Annotated in this window: 15 protein-coding genes and 5 tRNA genes; 16 read left to right on the forward strand and 4 right to left on the reverse strand. The window is 39.8% G+C overall.

The genetic code is table 11. From position 1 onward, the window contains the following. The first annotated feature begins 35 nt into the window (after nucleotides 1–35). Entirely contained in the window at nucleotides 36–1331 is a 1296-nt protein-coding gene (locus tag MD536_RS00450) for an aminotransferase class V-fold PLP-dependent enzyme (protein WP_239594724.1), read from the forward strand. On the opposite strand, the gene MD536_RS00455 is transcribed toward MD536_RS00450, so the two are convergent. Genes MD536_RS00455 through tyrS form a run of 3 tightly spaced genes read right to left on the reverse strand, consistent with a single transcriptional unit; the run spans nucleotide 1309 to nucleotide 4847 of the window. Beyond that, nucleotides 1309–2304: an SO2930 family diheme c-type cytochrome gene (locus tag MD536_RS00455; protein ID WP_239594725.1), complete on the reverse strand. Its 996-nt coding sequence runs from the start codon at nucleotides 2302–2304 to the stop codon at nucleotides 1309–1311. The two genes, MD536_RS00450 and MD536_RS00455, sit on opposite strands and share 23 nt — an antisense overlap. Nucleotides 2305–2351: 47 nt before the next feature. After that, nucleotides 2352–3533, reverse strand: a complete 1182-nt coding sequence (locus MD536_RS00460) for a parallel beta-helix domain-containing protein (protein ID WP_239594726.1) — start codon at nucleotides 3531–3533, stop codon at nucleotides 2352–2354. 30 nt (nucleotides 3534–3563) lie between these two features. Continuing rightward, nucleotides 3564–4847: a tyrosine--tRNA ligase gene (gene tyrS, locus MD536_RS00465; protein ID WP_239594727.1), complete on the reverse strand. Its 1284-nt coding sequence runs from the start codon at nucleotides 4845–4847 to the stop codon at nucleotides 3564–3566. A 122-nt stretch (nucleotides 4848–4969) separates the two neighbouring features. On the opposite strand from tyrS, the gene MD536_RS00470 reads away from it, so the two are divergent. The 4 genes from MD536_RS00470 (at nucleotide 4970) to MD536_RS00485 (ending at nucleotide 14752) form a co-directional block, all read left to right on the forward strand. Next, on the forward strand, nucleotides 4970–6091 hold the full coding sequence (locus MD536_RS00470; RefSeq protein WP_460565181.1) for a putative type IX sorting system protein PorV2: 1122 nt from the start codon (nucleotides 4970–4972) through the stop codon (nucleotides 6089–6091). Between the two features lie 8 nt (nucleotides 6092–6099). Then, entirely contained in the window at nucleotides 6100–11232 is a 5133-nt protein-coding gene (porU2, locus tag MD536_RS00475; protein WP_239594729.1) for a putative type IX secretion system sortase PorU2, read from the forward strand. 281 nt (nucleotides 11233–11513) lie between these two features. Then, nucleotides 11514–12740, forward strand: coding sequence for a hypothetical protein (locus MD536_RS00480; RefSeq protein ID WP_239594730.1), 1227 nt, complete (start codon nucleotides 11514–11516; stop codon nucleotides 12738–12740). A gap of 191 nt (nucleotides 12741–12931) precedes the next feature. Next, a complete protein-coding gene (locus MD536_RS00485; protein ID WP_239594731.1) occupies nucleotides 12932–14752 on the forward strand; it encodes an LTA synthase family protein in 1821 nt (606 codons plus the stop codon). On the opposite strand, the gene MD536_RS00490 is transcribed toward MD536_RS00485, so the two are convergent. Further along, on the reverse strand, nucleotides 14749–15339 hold the full coding sequence (locus MD536_RS00490) for a riboflavin synthase (protein ID WP_239594732.1): 591 nt from the start codon (nucleotides 15337–15339) through the stop codon (nucleotides 14749–14751). The two genes, MD536_RS00485 and MD536_RS00490, sit on opposite strands and share 4 nt — an antisense overlap. A gap of 105 nt (nucleotides 15340–15444) precedes the next feature. On the opposite strand from MD536_RS00490, the gene rpsU reads away from it, so the two are divergent. The 11 genes from rpsU (at nucleotide 15445) to nusG (ending at nucleotide 20112) form a co-directional block, all read left to right on the forward strand. Beyond that, nucleotides 15445–15642: a 30S ribosomal protein S21 gene (gene rpsU / locus MD536_RS00495; protein ID WP_150846592.1), complete on the forward strand. Its 198-nt coding sequence runs from the start codon at nucleotides 15445–15447 to the stop codon at nucleotides 15640–15642. Between the two features lie 70 nt (nucleotides 15643–15712). Then, nucleotides 15713–16624 (forward strand): tyrosine-type recombinase/integrase, encoded by a 912-nt coding sequence (locus MD536_RS00500; protein WP_239594733.1) that lies wholly within the window; start codon nucleotides 15713–15715, stop codon nucleotides 16622–16624. A gap of 175 nt (nucleotides 16625–16799) precedes the next feature. Then, nucleotides 16800–17102 carry a ribosome hibernation-promoting factor, HPF/YfiA family gene (gene hpf / locus MD536_RS00505; RefSeq protein WP_150846594.1) on the forward strand — a complete coding sequence of 101 codons (303 nt, stop codon included), beginning with the start codon at nucleotides 16800–16802 and terminating at the stop codon, nucleotides 17100–17102. 167 nt (nucleotides 17103–17269) lie between these two features. After that, nucleotides 17270–17342 (forward strand) — tRNA-Thr (locus MD536_RS00510). A 15-nt stretch (nucleotides 17343–17357) separates the two neighbouring features. Beyond that, nucleotides 17358–17443: transfer RNA gene (locus tag MD536_RS00515), tRNA-Tyr, on the forward strand. 83 nt (nucleotides 17444–17526) lie between these two features. Further along, nucleotides 17527–17599: transfer RNA gene (locus tag MD536_RS00520), tRNA-Gly, on the forward strand. Between the two features lie 10 nt (nucleotides 17600–17609). Continuing rightward, nucleotides 17610–17684, forward strand: a tRNA-Thr gene (locus tag MD536_RS00525). 139 nt (nucleotides 17685–17823) lie between these two features. Then, complete coding sequence (tuf, locus tag MD536_RS00530) at nucleotides 17824–19011, forward strand: elongation factor Tu (RefSeq protein WP_234865280.1); 1188 nt, start codon at nucleotides 17824–17826, stop codon at nucleotides 19009–19011. 168 nt (nucleotides 19012–19179) lie between these two features. Then, nucleotides 19180–19253, forward strand: a tRNA-Trp gene (locus MD536_RS00535). 98 nt (nucleotides 19254–19351) lie between these two features. Further along, nucleotides 19352–19546, forward strand: coding sequence for a preprotein translocase subunit SecE (gene secE, locus MD536_RS00540; protein WP_234865281.1), 195 nt, complete (start codon nucleotides 19352–19354; stop codon nucleotides 19544–19546). Continuing rightward, nucleotides 19546–20112 carry a transcription termination/antitermination protein NusG gene (gene nusG / locus MD536_RS00545; protein ID WP_239594734.1) on the forward strand — a complete coding sequence of 189 codons (567 nt, stop codon included), beginning with the start codon at nucleotides 19546–19548 and terminating at the stop codon, nucleotides 20110–20112. Before secE ends, nusG begins: the two co-directional genes overlap by 1 nt. Nucleotides 20113–20144 lie beyond the last annotated feature (32 nt).

Below are 20144 nucleotides of genomic sequence, written 5' to 3' on the forward strand. Positions count from 1 at the left end.
TCTTCTTAAATCCTCTAATTGCTTAATTTTCAAACATGTTAGCAGCTTCCCGCAGAAATTTTCTGCAACAGTTATCAAAACTAGGTTTAAGCTCCTTGTTCATAAGCGCTTCAGTACCTGCATGGAGCCGCCAGTTGGAAGAAAGTCTTTCAAAGTTCCGGTCAGTAGATGCAGAGCGCCTGGCTTCAGAAGAGGATTTCTGGTATAGCATTCAGCAGGCATATACTGTTTCCCCCTCTATTATAAACCTGAACAATGGGGGAGTTAGTCCGTCTCCTAAGGTTGTACAGGATGCTATGAAACGTTATCATGACCTCAGTAATGAAGGTCCCAGTTATTTCATGTGGAGGATACTGGACCAGGGTAGAGAACCTTTGCGTGCGAACCTCGCCAGGCTGGCGGGATGTGATCCCGAAGAGCTGGCCATTCAGCGTAATGCGTCAGAAGCACTGGAAACGGCCATTTTTGGTATTCCACTGAGAGCGGGCGACGAAGTGGTGCTTTCCAAACAGGATTATCCCAATATGATCAATGCGTGGAAGCAGCGGGAAAAAAGAGATGGGATTAAACTGGTTTGGATAAACCTAGACTTGCCTTCAGAAGACAATGACTACCTTACCCAGAAATATGTAAAAGCGTTCACCAATCGCACACGTGTGGTGCACATCACACATATCATCAACTGGAATGGACAGATACTGCCGGTTCGTACCATTGCTGGTCAGGCACGTGCACGCGGAATTGAGGTATTGGTGGATGGAGCGCACAGTTTTGCGCATTTTCAATTTCGTATAGATGAACTGGGGGCGGATTATTTTGGTACAAGTTTACATAAATGGCTTAGCGCCTGCATCGGAACCGGATTTCTATATGTAAGAAAAGAAAAAATTGAAAACTTGTATCCATTATTTGGTGCACCAGCCGGACAAGAAACAAATATCCGCAAATTTGAAAATCTGGGTACCCGGCCCTTTTTCATTGAGCAGGCTATCGGTAAAGCAATTGAATTCCAGGAAATGATTGGTTCGGAACGGAAAGAAAAACGACTTCATTACCTGAAAAATTATTGGATGGAAAAGGTTGAAAAAATACCTGGTGTGGAACTGGGGACTTCTTTAAAGCCTGGCTTTGCTTGCGCTATTGGATTGGTTGCTGTAAAAAACCGAAAACCGGCAGAATTAGATCAGTTCCTTTTTAATAAATACAAAATTCACACAGTTGGAATTGAGTGGGAAAATATTAAAGGGGTTCGTATTACTCCACATGTGTACACCACTACCCGTCAATTGGATACCCTGGTACAGGCAATTACTGAGTTTGCAAAGACCTGATCCAATCGCTGATTAAGGTTACCCCTTCCTTGTGAATTTGCTCCCTGCCTAATTCCGGCATGGCAATACCAGGATCATTTGTATTCATGCGGTATACCAGAATCGATTTTTCCGGTTTACCAGGCACGATGGCATAATTTAAATTACCTGATCCCCTGCCAGCTGCAACCGGTGTTTTATGGATACCCAGCAAGTGAGGGTCCTGGTTATGTATATCAAGAAAAAGTCCCGAGGTATTGGCTGGTCCGCCCAGACTGTGACAATGCCCGCAGTTGATATCCAGATAGGAACGGGCTCTCTCATTGAGTGAAGCTGTTGTATTTTCCCAATCTGCATTGGCTGGAATTCCATCAATAGGTAATCCTTTTAACCAGCCCTTATTTGCCCATTCGCTCAACTGATTTACTCTGGTATCACCGAAACTAACGGTCTTGTTCAGATGTCTAGCACTAATGCCTATCGGAAGAAATTCTTTACCATTGGTATGGCAACCCTTACATTGATTTTTATTCGGTATCACATAATTGGTACGTTGTTTTTTACCCTTATGATCGATGTATAAAACAGTGCGCGTATCGCCTGCTATATCATAATAAGCTTCTGTTTGTTCCTCATTCCAGATATAAGGTAAGGCATTCCATCCCGTTGCTTCATGGATTAGGAGGCGGGTTTCAATCAGTTTCCGCCCCTTGCCTGGATTGCTGAAGTCCAGCGGGTAATAAAAGTGCTTAATGAGTACCGTTCCTATGGGTAGCTGAAATGGCTGGGTAGGGTGATAATTCATTTGGCCCTTTTCAGGTAACACGATAAATCTTAGTTTCTCTGCATAGTTGCTAAAGAGCGAACTGTTCAATTCATAGCGTATGACTCCGGCTGCCGGATTTAATTCCGCAAGTCGCCCAACGAAAAATTGATAATCGGATAATTTTTCTTTAGTAGTGAAGGATGATACAGTGCTATCTAAGTGACTCATCAGTCCCAAGCTGAGCAGCAGTACACAAAAAATCGAAAAGGTTTTCATTACATTTGAACATTAACGGGAATGGAGAGCTTGCAGGAATACGGACTGGCATCGCGACTAATATTTTTGAATCCATTGGCAGCATCGATGTTGGCAAAACTTTGGTTAAGGTTATTGGAAATACAGATGGCGGGTTTACCTGCTGCTTGTGGATCCGGGATACCATCATACAGAATATGCGGCACCTTTTTCCCAAAGCGTAATTTGAACCGAAATAATTTGCCCATCCTGCCTTGCATAGTAGCCCTTTGGTTTTTTCTTTCGTAGAAATTGTCGTGGATAGAAATTGCTGATGGATAGGGATTATAACTGCTGTCGCTGATCGGATTTTCAGTGATATAATAGCTAACCACTACTGTACCTGCTGTACGGTTATTAATAATGCGATTATCATATATATCAACATGATTGGAAGCCAGTATCATTATCCCGGTTCCGGGTGGAACTTTGCCAACAATGTTTCCCTTAGGTGCAAAATTTTTATGGTTGTTATTCAGCACTTCATTATTGTGAAGTTTGGTAAACCCGCCTCTTTTTACAATGAGATCAGGTAAGTCAAATACCAGTATTCCGCCGGTATTGTTGAACGCCTTATTGTTGTGTACTTCGGCATAAAGGGAATTCTCAATTTCAATTCCTGCAACATTTTCTGTAGCGGTTGAATTACGAACTATAATATGGTGCGATTGCCCTACGTAAATTCCTGCATCACTTGCTCCCCTGGCATAACAACTGTCGATCAATACCCGCTGGCATTGAACCGGATAGATACCATATCCACCATTGGATGAATGTGCACCACGGGTCCATTCTGTTTTTACATTCAGAAAGCGGATACCATCCACCAGTTGTGTTTTAATGGCATCTCCTTTTGTATTTTGAACAGTGAGTTGTTCAATCGTTATGTTGGAGCCATTGGTGATTCGTATTCCTTCTGCACCGGAGATTTGTCCGGCGAAATTCAGGATGGTTTTATCTGGTCCTTTACCACGAATGGTAACCCCCTGTTTGCCGTCCATAGAAAGGGTGCCGGTAATGGTGAAAATGCCTTCCGGTAGTTCCAACAATCCGTTATTGTCCACTTCAATGAATTGTGCCTGGAACTTTCGTTGAATGTCAGGTTGTGCCTGAAGAAGGCAAGCCCAGCTGATAAACAGCAGCAAAAGGGAAGATTTTTTCATAGTACAAGCGTCTTCCCTAATGTACGAAATTCAGACCGCCTTCACCAGGTAATAATTCTTTTTACCTTTTTGGATTAGGAAGTAGCGGTTATGCAGCAACTGTTCGGTTCCGGGTTTAAAATCAATGGCTGGTATCTTTTCTTTATTGATGCTTACGCCTCCACTCTGAACCATTTTACGCGCTTCGCCTTTACTGGGGAAGATGCCGGTGTCTGCGAGCAGGGTAACAATATCTGTAGCATCACCTATACGTTCTAATGGAAATTCATGCTGGGGTACTCCTTCCATGACCTGGAGTAACTGTTCTTCAGTCAGGCTTTTGATAACCTCTGTAGTAACATTTCCGAAAAGGATATCAGAAGTCTTCACTGCAAACTCGTAAGATTCTTTTCCATGTACCAGGCTGGTAATTTCTTCTGCCAGTTTTTTTTGAAGCAGACGCAGATGCGGGGCTGCCTGGTGTTCCTGTTGAAGTGACTCAATTTCAGCTTTGGGCAGGAACGTGAATATCTTGATCCATTTGGTGGCATCTTCATCGGAGGCATTCAGCCAGAACTGGTAGAACTGATAGGGGGATGTTTTCTCCGGATCGAGCCAAACATTACCTTTTTCAGTTTTACCGAATTTACCGCCATCAGCTTTGGTTAAGAGGGGACAGGTAAAGGCAAAAGCCTCACCACCGCCCATTCGCCGAATCAGTTCGGTACCGGTGGTAATATTCCCCCACTGGTCGCTGCCGCCCATCTGGAGTTTACAGTTTTTATGCTGGTTTAGCCAGTAAAAATCATATCCCTGGATCAGTTGGTAGGTAAATTCTGTGAAACTAATACCGCTGTCTCCTTCAATTCTTTTCTTCACAGAATCCTTGGACATCATATAATTAACTGTAATATGTTTGCCCACATCACGAATAAAATCAAGGAAACTGATGTTTTTGAACCAATCGTAATTGTTTACAATTTCAGCGGCATTCGACCGGGAGGGGTCAAAATCCAGGAATTTTTCCAATTGGGCACGGATGCCGGCCAGGTTTTTCTCTAGGGTGACTTCATCCAGCATTTTACGCTCTTCGGCCTTAAAAGAGGGGTCGCCGACCATTCCGGTAGCTCCTCCGATCAGGGCAAACGGCTTATGACCGGCTTTTTGAAGATGAATTAAAAGAAGAATGGGAACCAGGCTGCCAATGTGAAGGCTGTCTGCGGTTGGATCAAAGCCAATATAGGCCGAAGTCATTTCTTTGTTTAATTGTTCCTCTGTTCCGGGCATGATATCCTGCAACATGCCTCTCCATCGTAATTCTTCTATTAAATTCATAAAAAATGCTGCAATTTGCAGCAAAACTAACGTAATCGGATTAGCCGGCGAAAGGCAATATTGGCCGGGCGGCGGCGTTTTAGTCCATTAGCGTAATCTTTGCTTATCCTGAAAGTTGTCTGATGAACCTAATTAACCGAGGATTCTTATTCTGCCTTTTGATGGTGCCAATGGCGCTGTCGGCACAGTTTCGAAAGTATTCCAATGAATTTCTGAATATAGGCGCCGGAGCAAGAGGGCTGGGTATGGGCTCGGCGCAGGTAGCTTCTGTTTCTGATGGTACGGCGGGTTATTGGAACCCGGCTGCGCTGGTGCATGTTAAGAACCAGGCCCAGGTGAACATTATGCATGCCGAATATTTTGCTGGTATCGGCAAATACGATTATGCCAATATTGCACTTCCCCTGAAAGATGGTAAAAGAACAATCGGGTTATCGGTACTGCGGTTTGCAGTAGATGATATTCCAAATACGGTTTTCCTGGTGGAACCGGATGGTACTATTAATTTTGATAACATCACAACCTTTTCTTCTGCTGACTATGCCTTTCTTTTTTCTTATGCGCAGGAACTGAAAATGAAGGGGTCCACTGATAAAAAACTCAATCTTGGTTTTAATGCTAAAGTCATACATCGAAAAGCGGGTGATTTTGCAACAGCCTGGGGATTTGGTTTCGATGCGGGTATTCAGTACATCAACAAACGATTGCAGATAGGCGTGGTTGCCAGAGATGTGACCACCACTTTCAATGCCTGGACATATAACATAAACGACAAAATGAGGGAAGTGTTTTATGTTACACAGAACGATGTTCCTGTAAAGTCGAATGAACTAACTGCACCCAAACTGATTGCGGGAGCTTCCTATAACTTTAAAATAAGTAAATCGATTGACCTGCTGGCAGAAGCCAATCTGGACTTTACGTTTGATGGCAGGCGTAATACAGTGATCAGTAGCTCTGCTTTGAGTGTGGATCCAAAAATCGGACTGGAAGCCTCCGTTAAAAAAGTATTTTTTGTACGTGCGGGCATAAACAATTTTCAAAAAGCATTGGATGATAATGACAGTACCTATCAGAAAAAGGTTTGGATTTATCAACCTGCTATTGGAGCAGGATTTCGATTGCAGAATGTGATGATTGATTATGCCTTTACCAACCTGGCGAACCAATCCAATCCCCTGTATACGCACGTATTTTCATTGAAACTTGACCTTGTCAAAAAATCAAAGAACAAAAGTAACTGATTAAGCATATGTATCTGAACCGAAAGAATTCCTTCAATCGTTTATTGATTATGCTGGTTGTGTTACTGGCAACCGGATTTACTTCATTTGCTCAGCCCTTTAATAATGAATGGATTGATTACAATAAGACCTATTATAAGTTCAAGGTAGGAGCTGATGGGTTGTATAGAATTCCCGCTGTATCTCTTTCAACAATTGGTCTGAATTCGACACCTGCTGAGCATTTTCGTTTATATCGAAATGGTGTAGAAGTTCCCATATTCACTTCAGTCAATTCCGGGGTTTTACCTGCAGATGGTTATATTGAATTCTGGGGTTTGGCCAATGATGGAACAACTGATCGGGTTTTATATCGGGAAGAACAGTTTCAGCACAGGACAAAATATAATTTGCATGTTGATACTGCGATTTATTTTTTGACTGTTGAGTCGTCATTGCCTAACAAGCGATTTACTTCAATTAATAATGATGTATCGTCCAATACACTTCCCGCCGAGCCATTTTTCATCTTTAAATTGGCAAGAGATTACAAGGAAAGATTAAATCCGGGATTTGCGGCTGATCTTGAGCAGTATGTTTTTTCTTCTTCTTACGATAGAGGTGAATTTTTTTCCAGTAATGAAATAAGACAACGTATAACGCGTACAGACAACCAGACAAACCTTAGACCTTTTGTTGGCGGACCCGATGCTACACTACAGTTTGGTGCTTTTGGAAATACAACCAAAACCAGGAGAGTACGAGTGGAGTTGAATGGTAACCAACTTTATGAAAACTCAATGAACTTTTTTTCTGATCTGGTTGCTACGGTTCCTGTTCCGAATGCCTTGCTGGCAACCGGTACAGCATCAGTAGCATTTACAAATGTTCAGCCGCCGGCTCCTGCAACTGGACCTGATCCTTACCTGGACAGAATGGTAATTTCTTTTTATGAATTGACCTATGCGAGGGAGTTTAATTTTAATAATGCCCGAACATTTGCATTTGAGCTGCAGCCGCGTACCAATGGATATTTTCTTGAAATCAGAAATTTCAATAGCGGGGGAGTTGCACCAGTTCTGTATGACCTGGAAAACCAGGAGCGGTATGTAGCGAATACACAGGTTGCGGGTGTATTTAGATTTGCACTGCCGGGTTCTGTAAATATAAGGAGGTTGGTAATGGTAAGTCAGGTTGCTGCTACAGGTTATCCAAATATTGTAAACGCATTCAGTTCTAGAACATTTACGGATTTTTCAAATGCAGCATTACAGGGTGATTATTTAATTATTTCCAATAAAGTTTTGCTCAATGGTCCGGATGGTTCCAATCCGGTAGAAGATTATCGCCAGTATAGAAGCAGTGCTATAGGTGGAGGTTTTAATGCAAAAATTTATGATATTGAAGAGTTGACCGATCAGTTTGCATTCGGACAAGAGGGACATCCATTGTCCATAAAAAACTTCATAAGGTTTGCCAGGGCAAATTTCAGTAGTCCGCTTCAGAATGTTTTTCTGATTGGTAAAGGGGTAACTTATAATTATTACCGGGCCAGTAATAATATCACAATGCGGCCTCAATTAAAAGAATTGAATCTTTTGCCCACTTTTGGATTTCCAGGTTCTGATAATCTCATGAGTTCTGCATCTTCCAGTGATCCGCTAATTCAAACACCTATTGGAAGACTTTCAGTAATTCGTCCCGCAGAAGTTGCAGATTACCTGGAAAAGGTAAAAGAGTATGAACAGGTTCAGAAAACAATTTCTGGCCAGATTGAGGATCAGATTTGGAAGAAAAATATTTTGCATGTAACCGGAGCTACTGACGCTTTGTTAGGAGTGCAGCTCTGTAATTTCATGAATTCATATAAAACGCTGATTGATGATACCTTAACAGGTGCAAATGCAACAGTATTATGTAAAACTGCTGGTGGGCAGCAGGATCAGTCAGGAGCGCAGGTTATCCGAAATCAATTTGAAAAAGGGATAAGTCTATTAACCTATTTCGGACATTCATCTGCCAACACGCTTGAATTCAGCATTGAAGATCCCAATGATTACAACAACCAGGGAAAATATCCGGTTTTTTCCGTTAATGGTTGCTATGCGGGAGATTTTTTTCAATATTCTGCAGGTCGTTTCCAGGTTTATGAAACACTAACTGAAAAATTTACACTCGCAAAACAGCGGGGAGGGGTAGCTTTCATTGCAAGTACGCATTTTGGAGTAGTAAATTACCTGGGTGTATACCTGACTTCCTTTTATAACCAGATTGGAAAAACTGATTATGGAAGACCGTTGGGGGTAGTGATAAAGGATGCATTAATTGAAATGAAGCAACGGTATTCTCCGATCGATTTCCTTGCTCGTGCGCATGCGGAGCAAGTTAATTTGCACGGAGACCCGGCGCTTGTAATGAATTTTCAGGAAAAACCCGATTATGCTGTTGAAGAATCAACTGTTGAAATTAGTCCTTCCTTTATTTCAGTATCGGATCAGACGTTTAATGTTAAAATTAAATACTACAATATTGGCAAGGCGATAAATGATTCTGTAAATGTTGAGGTTAAGCGTATTAATCCGGATGGCACAGAAGTAGTACTCTATAATCAAAAAAGAGTTGCTCCTAAACTACTTGATTCTCTTGAATTTCAACTTCCAATCGTTAGTACAATCCATAAAGGACAAGGAAGAATTGCGGTTGTAATCGATGGAGAGGACAGGGTTTCTGAAATGGTTGAGGATAATAATAGTACATCCAAGACTTTTTTCATTTATGAAGATGAAGCATCTCCGGCTTTCCCTTATAACTACTCGATCGTAACAGATCCTGCGCAAAAGTTTTATGCATCTACAGCTAACCCGTTCAGTTCCTTGAAACAGTATATCATGGAAATTGACACAACTACGAATTTTAATTCATCACTTAAAAAAGCTGTAACTATAAGTTCTGAAGGAGGATTGCTTGAATTTGACCCGCAAATGAGTTTTCAGGATAGTGTGGTATATTATTGGAGAACGGCATTGGTTCCAGGGGAGGGTGGTGAATATATTTGGAATGTTTCAAGTTTTCAATATCGTTCTAACGGACAGTTTGGGTTTAATCAGTCACATTTTTATCAACACAAGGAATCTGAAATAATGCAGATGACTTTGGCAGAAGGTAATAAATGGGATTTTGGAATCAGAAATAATTCTGTTCAGGTTCGACATGGTATTTATCCTACTTCCGGATTAGAAGACAATGACTTTAGCATTGTGATTAATGATGATGATTTTATTAAAAGTGCTTGTTTGGGTCGTTCTCTCATATTTATAGTTATTGACCCCAAAACAATGGTGCCTTGGAAAAACGTAGATGAGAATGGTCAGAATTTAAATCGGTTTGGGAGTGCGTCTGCTAATTGTCAGCCTTCGCGAAACTGGAATTTTGAATTCTCCTACATGACCGCTGCATCCAGGAAACTGATGATGGATATGATGGATTCAATTCCGGATGGTTATTATGTGATAGTACGGTCAATTGATTTTGCTAATAATGCTTCATACAGTTCTACCTGGAGAGCAGATACAGCACTGTATGGATCAAATAATTCTCTTTACCACAAATTACTTAATGCAGGATTTACCAATATTGATGAAGTAAATGCTCCTAAATGCTGGGGATTGATCTATAAGAAAAATGATCCTTCTTTTGTACCTCAAACAAGGGTGTCTGCTGGCTTGTACGATCGTTTTTTTATTTCGACGAATGTAGCCTCACCAGACTCCATTGGGATGATTACTTCACCTAGATTCGGACCGGCAAAAAGCTGGAAAGAGTTACGATGGGAAGGTAAATATTTGGAGACAGGTATTCCGGATGAAGTAACAATTCAATTACGTGGTATTAGAGCAGATAATAGTCCGGTGGTACTTAAAGAGATCAAAGCTGATGAGCGAATAGTTGATATTTCCGATATAAATGCGGAAACCTATCCCTATGTACAGTTATACATGCAGAATAAGGACGCGATTAACTATACACCGTTCCAATTGAGTTACTGGAAATTAATTTATGATCCGGTTCCGGAAGGAGCTATAGTTCCTAAATTATATCTTTCCGCTAAAGACACAGCTGAAATTGGTGAACCTGTAAATTTTGGTATTGCATTTAAAAATATTACGAGTGTTGCATTTGATAGTTTAAAAGTTAAGGTAACGATAGCTGATGCAAATAATGTTACTACTGAACTTCCGGTTCAAATGCAAAAACCGCTCCCGGGACAGGATACATTGAGGTTCAATTATACCATTGATACAAAGAACTATCCTGGGTTGAACACTTTGTATGTTGACTTTAACCCGGATTTTCATCAACCTGAACAGTATAGATTTAATAATTTTCTTTTCAGAAATTTATTTGTAAAAGGTGATAACACCAATCCATTACTGGATGTAACATTTGATGGAGTTCATATTTTAAATGGTGATATAGTATCTGCTAAGCCTAGGATTCAAATCAAATTGAAAGACGAATCAAAGTTCTTATTGTTAAAAGATACCTCCCTGATGAGAATTCAGGTTAAATTCCCTGATGGTACTATAAAAAATTATAGGTTTGACAATGATACAGTTAGGTTTACTCCAGCTGTTGCAGGTACAGATAATACTGCCACTATTGATTTTACTCCTGCATTCTTGCAAACATTTGATCAGGAATCAGGCATTGATAGTTATGAATTGACTGTTGTAGGCAAAGATGCCAGTGAAAATACTGCAGGCAGAGCCGGATATTCCATTGAATTCAAGGTGGTAAATAAGCCTATGATATCAAACTTGTTAAACTATCCAAACCCATTCAGTACATCTACAGCATTTGTGTTTACACTTACCGGAAGTGAAATACCAACAAATTTCAAGATTCAGATTCTGACCGTAACAGGAAAGGTAGTTCGTGAAATCACAGGTGATGAACTTGGACCTTTGCGTATAGGCCGAAATATAACGGAATACAAGTGGGATGGAACAGATCAGTTCGGACAAAGATTGGCAAATGGAGTTTATTTGTATCGTGTCGTTTCAACTCTTAATGGAATTAAATTGGATAAGTTCAGGGCAGATGGCGACAATACTGATAAATATTTTACCAGGGGATATGGGAAAATGTATTTAATACGATGATTAATTTGTCAGCAAGATTAGGGTCTCGGTTAGTACAGGTTACCGTATTCGTCCTTTGTCTGTTTATAACGCTGCTCGTTTATGGTTCTTTGTTACACAAGGGACTTTCTTCTGATGATCATGAAGTAGTATTAAAGGTGTCTAAAGGCCTTTTTTTTAATCTGAACAGTTTTTTCAGGCCTGTATCAGATATTACACTTTATCTATGTTACCAGATAAGTGGAAATCAAGGCTGGTCCTACGTGTTTTTTAATATATTAATTCATGCTTTATGCGGATTAATGATCTATAAGAGTTGTCTGGTCTTGTTTTCTGAAATAGAAAAAAAAACAGTCATTGCGTTATGCGCAACATTATTTTTTATTCTGTATCCGTTTCATCATGAATCATTACTATGGGCAGTTGGCCGTGGTTCAAGCCTAGCTACTTTATTTGCTGTTCTTGCTATTTATCTTTCTTTAATTCGAAACCCGGATGGTATCTGGGTTATTACTGTTAGTGTTTTATATTTTTTATCCTTAAGTACTTATGAGAACACAATCCTTGTGCCCCTGATTGTCCCTACACTACTTTTGGCAAATAAAAGAGCGAGTAAAAATTGGTGGAAATGGTCTTTGATTTTTTTGATAACAGCACTATTAAATTTATTGGTTCGATATTACTTTGTTGGACTGATTGTTGGTGATTATGGTAATCGGATTTTTGATTTTTCACCAATTGTGTTGGTGCTTAAAGTTTTCAAGGCATCAGGAAGATTCATTTTACCACCTGGTTTGGCCGAAAGTTGGATGATAATTTTTAGTCTTATTGCTGGGATTGTTTTGTTATTTTTCTCCATAAGGCTTTTAAAGCATGATAAGTCGGGCCGCGGAGTGTTTTTCTCAATCCTGATTTCATTTGGGCTTTCCTTTGTTTTACCTTCATTATTTGGAATAAGTACCAGAACACTGGAAGGCGACAGGTTATATTATTTCCCTTCTTTTTATTTCTCTATTTTGCTGGCATATAGTTTAGTTCAGTTGTGTTCCAGTGTTCAGTTGCGTTGGGCTACAAGTTTACTTCTTGGGTATTTTTTGTTTTGCCTTCATAACAGTAATAAAATCTGGAAGAAAGCTGATGAAATAAGTAAGGTTATATTGGATGATATGGTTGCATATAGGAGTAAGGCAGATAAGATGTATGTAGTCAATCTTCCTGAAGAATATTTTGGAGCGCATGTTTTTCGGAATGGTTTTCCTGAAGCTTTAATCCTACGGGGGGTAGATACTACGGGAATTGTATTGCTTTCCCTTCAGGGCCCATCTCAGCAACTAATATTAAATGAAGTTCTGAAGCCGGTAATCGACAGTTCAGGTAGCCTTTTGATAGGTTTAAATACTGTGTTTTTGAACAGATCAACGGTTCTTTCATTTAATAGAGAAACCAAAATATTTGAAAAATTAGCAATTGACTCAACCGCAACGATACTATACTGGAATAACAGAAATCTGGAACTTATGACTTACTGACTAATTATTTTTATTCAGAATTCACGCAGTAATTAATATAATCACTGAATTGAATAGTTTTAAAAGCTGTTGAAGTTGTACTTTGAAGTTTAAATATTCCAGTTTTTTTTAAATACTGAATAATAAATAGTTAATTGATGGGGGTTATATCTAAAAGTATTCGATTTCATCTGGTTTACTATATATTCTTATTGTGGAATAAAGCATTTTTTTTCTTCACAAACTTAAATTCTTTTTCGTTAGATAAGTCCACTGATATATGGTCTGTTCTTTTGGGTAGTTTTCACTATGATTTTATTTTAATTTCTCTTTTTTGGGTCATTCATTGGATTGTAGTTTTGGTGAATAGCGCATTTCCTAATGTCTTAATCTATCAACGTGTTGGCTATTTATTCCTTGTTTTTTTATTATTTCTATATTCAATTTTTAATTTTTTAGGAGCATTTTTTTATAAGTTTAATTTTGAATTGCCTTCCAACAGGACACTTGAAATTATGTGGGAGCATAGAAATTTTTTAGGTGGCTTTATTCGATTATATTTCTGGTATGTTATTGTTTTTATTTTAAGTTTTATAATTATTGTGTACTGGATATTTAATATGCTTCAAATAAAAGACAAATGGACCTATTCATTCACAATAAATAATCATAAAAAGCTGGCTCTTTGTTTTTTTGTGACAACAGGTATTCTTTTTTATTCTATAAGAGAATTCGATCAGGCAGGATGGTTAACACCTAATAGTTCTTTCAGATTTGTAAAAGCCAAATACAGGAGTTTAATTGTAAATCCATTATTCAGTTTTGCATATTCATATTTAAAAGATACTGAAACAGAAGATCTGTTTATAAATCTGCTTGAGTCAGATATATCTTTTGATTTATCAAAAAATGATGAAAAAAGTTCAGTTTTTGGTCAATATAAAGGGAAAAATATTTTTTTGATTATAATTGAAAGTGCTTCGGAGGAGAACTTCAATCAAAGCTCTCCAAGCAAATTTGAAATGCCTTTTTTTGATTCATTAAAAAAACATAGTCTCTATTTTTCAAACGCCTATGCTAATGGCTATTTATCTAGTGATGGTATTCGGGCAATATATTTAGGTCTAGGTAATTTAATATTAGATAACAGAGTTAAGCATCCCTATGTACTAGACAGAGATTTTTTGGGTAATATTTTACAAAAGCAAAATTATTCTACAAGTCTCTTTTATGGTAGTACAGTGAAAGCTGCTGATTATTGGAAAACTGTTGGTTATTCAGGGATTTCTGAATATTTTAATCCTAAGGCGATGAATATAGTTAATCCTCAGGTTTTGGAAAAAGATGGAGTTTATGACCATGCTTTTTTTATGACAGCTGCCAAAAAAATGGCAGAATTGAGAGAGCCATTTATTTCAGGGATTGCTAATCTTTCAACTCATAATCCTTACAATAGATTTCCAAATTATTCGGCTTACAGGAATATGTCTGTAAGTTTTTTGCAAGCTCCATCTATGCTATATTTTGATGATGTGCTTAGAAAATTCTTTCAAACTATTCAAAATTATTCATGGTTTAATAACACTATATTCCTATTTGTTGGTGATCATAATTCCAGAGCTGATGACCTTGTTTTTAGATCCGATTGGGGATTACTTAAAATCCCAATGATGATTTATGATCCACAAGAGTCTATTACAGGGATACGTGATTATACCGTTCAGCAGACTGATATTCCTTCCACTTTACTATCTATGGTAGGTATTGATGATGATAACTTATTCAGTAATAGGTGCATGCTTGATTCAACAGAGAAAAACAGGACTTTTATAACTAGAAAAGGTGAATTTTTGTTGTTTGGAAATGATTCTTTGATATTAAAGTTTGATTTGATAAAGAAAGGTCCAATTGGATGTTGGAACTACAAAATTGATCCTCATTTAAAGAATCAACTTGCCATTGATTCTTTCTTGTTGAAAAGTTTTTTTCAGCAATTAGGTTATTTAAAAAAGCAGTATCGTACTTTATATTAGTGTCCCAGGTTGTGCCTCCTTATTATATATTTCCCTACAATATCAAATTCAATATTTACCTGGTCACCCGGGTGAACTGTATGGATATTCGTGTATTCAAAAGTATAAGGTATAATTGCTACTGTAAACTCATCTTCGGTAACGTTAAAGATTGTCAGACTGGTACCATTTAAAGAAATGGATCCTTTTTCAATTATCAGAGCTGCGAACGCTACCGGTATTTTAAAGCGATATTCCCAACTGCCTGATTTGTCTATTCTTGAAATACAGGTGGCTGTACAGTCAACATGCCCCTGTACTATATGACCATCCAGGCGACCATTGATGGGCATGCATCTTTCCAGGTTGACCAGTTCACCGGTTTCCCATTGACCCAGGTTGGTTTTGTCCAGTGTTTCAGCAATAGCTGTTACCCTGTGTTTGCCATCTTCCAGGGCATCTACTGTAAGACAGACACCATTATGAGAAACACTTTGATCAAGCGTTAATTCATGGGAAATGACAGATTCAACCCAAAAAATTCGGTTTGTGCCTTCCTTCTGAATATTGATAATCTTCCCTGTAGTCTCTATTATACCGGTAAACATAACTGCAAATTAGGGGCAAAACAGGTTTTTGGGAAAAAGGATTTGGTATTTGTTACTGTTTCCCTATCTTTGCCCTCCAAAAATTTACCAAAGGAGGTATATTCTATGCTGATTATCGATTCTAAAGACTGCGAAAACATCGACAAAGCCCTCAAAAAGTACAAGAAAAAGTTTGAGAAAGCGAAGATTCTGGTGCAATTGAGAGACCGTCAGTCTTTTACCAAGCCGTCTGTAAGACGCCGTGCAGAAGTGCTCAAGGCTGTTTACAAGCAGCAGGTAGCCAGCGGAAAGTTCGAAGTATAATCGATCTTACTGTTCAATATAGTGTGAAGAGATCGCAGCAATCTTGTAGATTTGCTGCGATCTCTTTTGTATGTCTGCCAATTCAGAAACAAGCCTCCCGGATTTTTTATCCTATCTGCAGCTGGAGAAACGCTATTCAGCGCTTACCATCCGGGCCTACCAGGACGATCTGATAGCTTTTCGTGATTACATAGTTGTAGAATTCGATGTACAGGAGCTTACGGAAGCAAGCGCTATGATGATTCGTTCCTGGCTATCTTCATTAAAGGAAGGGAAGGAGCCATTGGCTGCTTCAAGTATTGCCCGAAAACTTTCCTCCCTCCGATCCTTTTATAAATATCACTTGCGGAAAGGTCGTATTCCAGTGTCTCCGGCTGCTCAGCTGGCTGCACCAAAAGGAGGTAAACGCCTTCCTGTTTACCTGGAAGAAAAGCAGGCTGCTCAATTTCTGGATAAGGTTGGAGAAGGGGATGGCTGGACCGGATTTAATACCCAATTGGTACTGGCGCTGTTTTACCAAACCGGCATGCGCCTTAGCGAACTCGTATCATTAAGGCAGAACCAGGTGGACCATTTTCAAAAAAGTTTGCGGGTATGGGGAAAGGGAGGTAAAGAACGAATTATTCCTGTTCAACAGCCCCTGCTTGATATGATTCGCACCTATGAGGATATGAAGAAAAAGGAGTGGGGAGGCTATAATCCAGATACACCACTGCTTGTAACAGAAAAAGGGAAACCTGTCTATGCAAAATATTTATACCGCCTTGTAAAAAATCACCTGGAAGGATTGACAACCCTGCAGAAAAAAAGTCCGCATATTCTCCGTCATAGTTTTGCTACTCATTTACTAAACCAGGGAGCTGAATTGAATGCAGTGAAAGAGTTACTCGGACACGCGAGTCTGGCAGCTACCCAGATATACACCCACAACACAATCGGCAAACTCAAAGAGGTTCATAAAAAGGCCCATCCCAAAGGCTAAGATATTGCTCTAATTTGTTGTATGTGAATGGTTTGCGAAAAATAAAAATAGTTACTGGCATTCTTGGAAAATGAGGCTGTTTATGTTATCTTCATAGCAACAGACGGTCTAAAACCTATGAATTATTCATAAACCGGAAGTTCTTTATTTATTGTTCACTTTAAACGTGATTGTTATGAACGTTAACATTCAGACTGTACACTTTGATGCAGACATTAAGTTAGTGGAGTATGTAACCAGCAAACTGGAAAAGCTATCCACTTTTCACGACCGGATCATCAAAGTGGATGTCTTTTTGAAATTAGACAATGTTGTGCATCAGATTAAAGACAAAGTAGCAGAAATCAGAGTTCACGTCCCTAAACACGACTTCTTTGTAAAAGCCAGTAGTAAATCATTTGAAGAGTCCTTTGACAGTGCACTGGACTCCCTGGTTAACCAAATAAAAAGAAAAAAAGAAAAACAATTTGCCAGCTAAAAAATACTCAAGACCTCTTCGGAGGTCTTTTTTTTTCCTGTAATTCAATGCTGGTGCGCCTTGCGGGAAATTTTAAAAAAAATGAAGCCAAAATTTTTGTATTTCTTAAATTCTTTTACCTTTGCCATCCCGTAAACAAAATGGGAAGTTCTTTTAAACATTCAATCGCCACTTTAGCTCAGCTGGTAGAGCAACTGATTTGTAATCAGTAGGTCGTTGGTTCGATTCCGACAAGTGGCTCTTGTTTTATAAAACGGGCAGGTTCCAGAGCGGCCAAATGGGGCGGACTGTAAATCCGCTGTCTTTCGACTTCAGAGGTTCGAATCCTCTCCTGCCCACCAAACTCATTGAATCGCAAGATTGAATGAGTTTAGTTCTTTTCATGGGAATGAAATTGCTTTCAGATCCGATCTGAAAACAGTAAGCGGAAGTAGCTCAATTGGTAGAGCGATAGCCTTCCAAGCTATAGGTTGCGAGTTCGAGACTCGTCTTCCGCTCATTTATTCCGCCGTTGTAGCTCAGGGGTAGAGCACTTCCTTGGTAGGGAAGAGGTCGTGAGTTCGATTCTCACTAACGGCTCCAGAGGGCCAACCGGTACGGAACGCAGGAAATGTGATCAGAGCTGGTAGTTCTTGATAACGGGTGCAATTGCACCTTATTTATAGGATGCCTCCGAAAGGAGGGTGGATAATTTTTAAACCACAACTTAAAAACAAATAAAATGGCAAAAGAGACCTTTAAGAGGGAAAAGCCCCACGTTAACGTAGGTACTATTGGCCACGTTGACCACGGTAAAACCACTTTGACTGCCGCTATTACCAGCATTCTTGCTACCAAAGGTTTGGCGACAGCGAAGAAGTACGATGAAATTGATGGAGCTCCTGAAGAAAAAGAGCGTGGTATCACCATCAATACTGCACACGTTGAATATCAGACAGCAAACCGTCACTATGCTCACGTTGACTGTCCTGGTCACGCTGACTATGTGAAGAACATGATTACCGGTGCTGCTCAGATGGACGGTGCTATCCTGGTTGTGGCTGCTACCGATGGTCCTATGCCTCAAACAAAAGAACACATCCTGCTGGCTCGCCAGGTAGGCGTTCCTAAGATCGTTGTGTTCATGAATAAAGTTGACCTGGTTGATGATCCCGAACTGCTGGAACTGGTTGAGATGGAAATCCGTGACCTGCTGAGCTCTTATGGCTTTGACGGTGACAACACTCCAATCATCCAGGGTTCTGCTACCGGTGCATTGGCTGGTGAAGACAAGTGGGTTGCTAAAATCGACGAACTGATGGAAGCTGTAGACAGCTACATTCCGCTGCCTCCCCGTCCGGTTGATATGCCATTCCTGATGTCTGTAGAAGACGTATTCTCAATCACTGGTCGTGGTACAGTTGCTACCGGTCGTATCGAGCGTGGTCGTATCAAAGTTGGTGAAGGTGTTGAAATCGTTGGTCTGATGGAAAAGCCAATGACTTCTACTGTAACTGGCGTTGAGATGTTCAAAAAACTCCTCGATGAAGGTGAAGCTGGCGACAACGCTGGTCTGCTCCTCCGTGGTATTGAAAAGAAAGATATCCGCCGTGGTATGGTAATCTGTAAGCCTGGTTCTATCACTCCTCACACTGAATTCCGTGGAGAAGTGTACGTACTGAGCAAAGAAGAAGGTGGTCGTCACACTCCGTTCTTCAACAAGTATCGTCCTCAGTTCTACTTCCGTACTACTGACGTAACTGGTGAGTGTACGCTGCCTGAAGGAACTGAAATGGTGATGCCTGGTGATAACACCAACCTGAAAGTTACCCTGATTCAACCAATCGCTATGGAAAAAGGTCTGAAATTCGCGATCCGCGAAGGTGGCCGTACCGTAGGAGCTGGTCAGGTAACCGAGATCATTAAATAAGCCATTAAGGTTAAATAGTTAAAATGGTCCCTTTGGGAGGTTTGCCCGAACTAAGGGACCATTTTTTACTTTTTAATGTTTAATTTTGAAATTGTTGAAACGTGCTGATTGGTTTGTGAATTGTAAGTCTTTATGTCTCACATTTCACGTCTCGCGTCTCACTTTCTTACGGGCATAGTTCAATGGTAGAATAGAGGTCTCCAAAACCTTAGATACGGGTTCGAATCCTGTTGCCCGTGCCACTTAACGTAAAATCAGTAACTTGCAAAAGCTCAACGGGCATTCAACCTGTTGAGTTCTTTTGTTTCTGTGATTGATTGTAAATATGTAATCTTGTAGCATGAATAAAGTAACAACCTACTTCAGCGAGTCCTATAAAGAACTCATGGAAAAAGTGACCTGGCCTACCTGGGGACAGCTGCAGCAATCCACCCTGATCGTGCTGGTTGCAACTATCCTGATCACCCTGGTTATCTGGCTGATGGATTTTGCTTCTAATTCTTTATTGAAAATGATCTATTCATTCTTTGCATAATGGAAGAAATTATAAACCAACAGGAAACCAAGTGGTATGTGCTGCGCGTCGTAAGTGGCAAGGAGCGGAAAGTAAAGGAATATCTCGACAAGGAAATTAGCCGTGGCGGATGGAGTGAGGTGGTTAAACAGGTCTTTCTGCCGGTTGAGAAAGTTTATAAAGTACAGAACGGGAAGAAAGTAATGCGTGAGCGGAACTACTATCCCGGTTATGTAATGATTGAAATTGTAGAAGGTAAATTAGGCGACGATCTTCGTGACACCATCAAAAACACCAGCAACGTAATTCATTTCCTGGGTAAAGATAACCCTATCGCTCTTCGCAAAGCAGAAGTGAACAAGATGTTGGGTAAGATGGATGAAATGAGTGAGGCTGGCGGAATGAGTATGAGTGAGCCTTTCATCGTTGGTGAAACTATCAAGATCATTGAAGGTCCTTTCAATGACTTCAACGGAATCATTGAAGAAGTAAACGACGAAAAGAAAAAACTCAAAGTTACCGTTAAGATCTTCGGCCGTTCAACTCCTGTAGAACTGAATTATATGCAGGTGGAAAAGCTGGCTTAACCAGCTCTTCATCGAATTAAAAGTGCGCTATT

The organism is Flavihumibacter cheonanensis, assembly GCF_022352215.1.
In the GTDB taxonomy this organism is placed as follows: domain Bacteria; phylum Bacteroidota; class Bacteroidia; order Chitinophagales; family Chitinophagaceae; genus Flavihumibacter; species Flavihumibacter cheonanensis.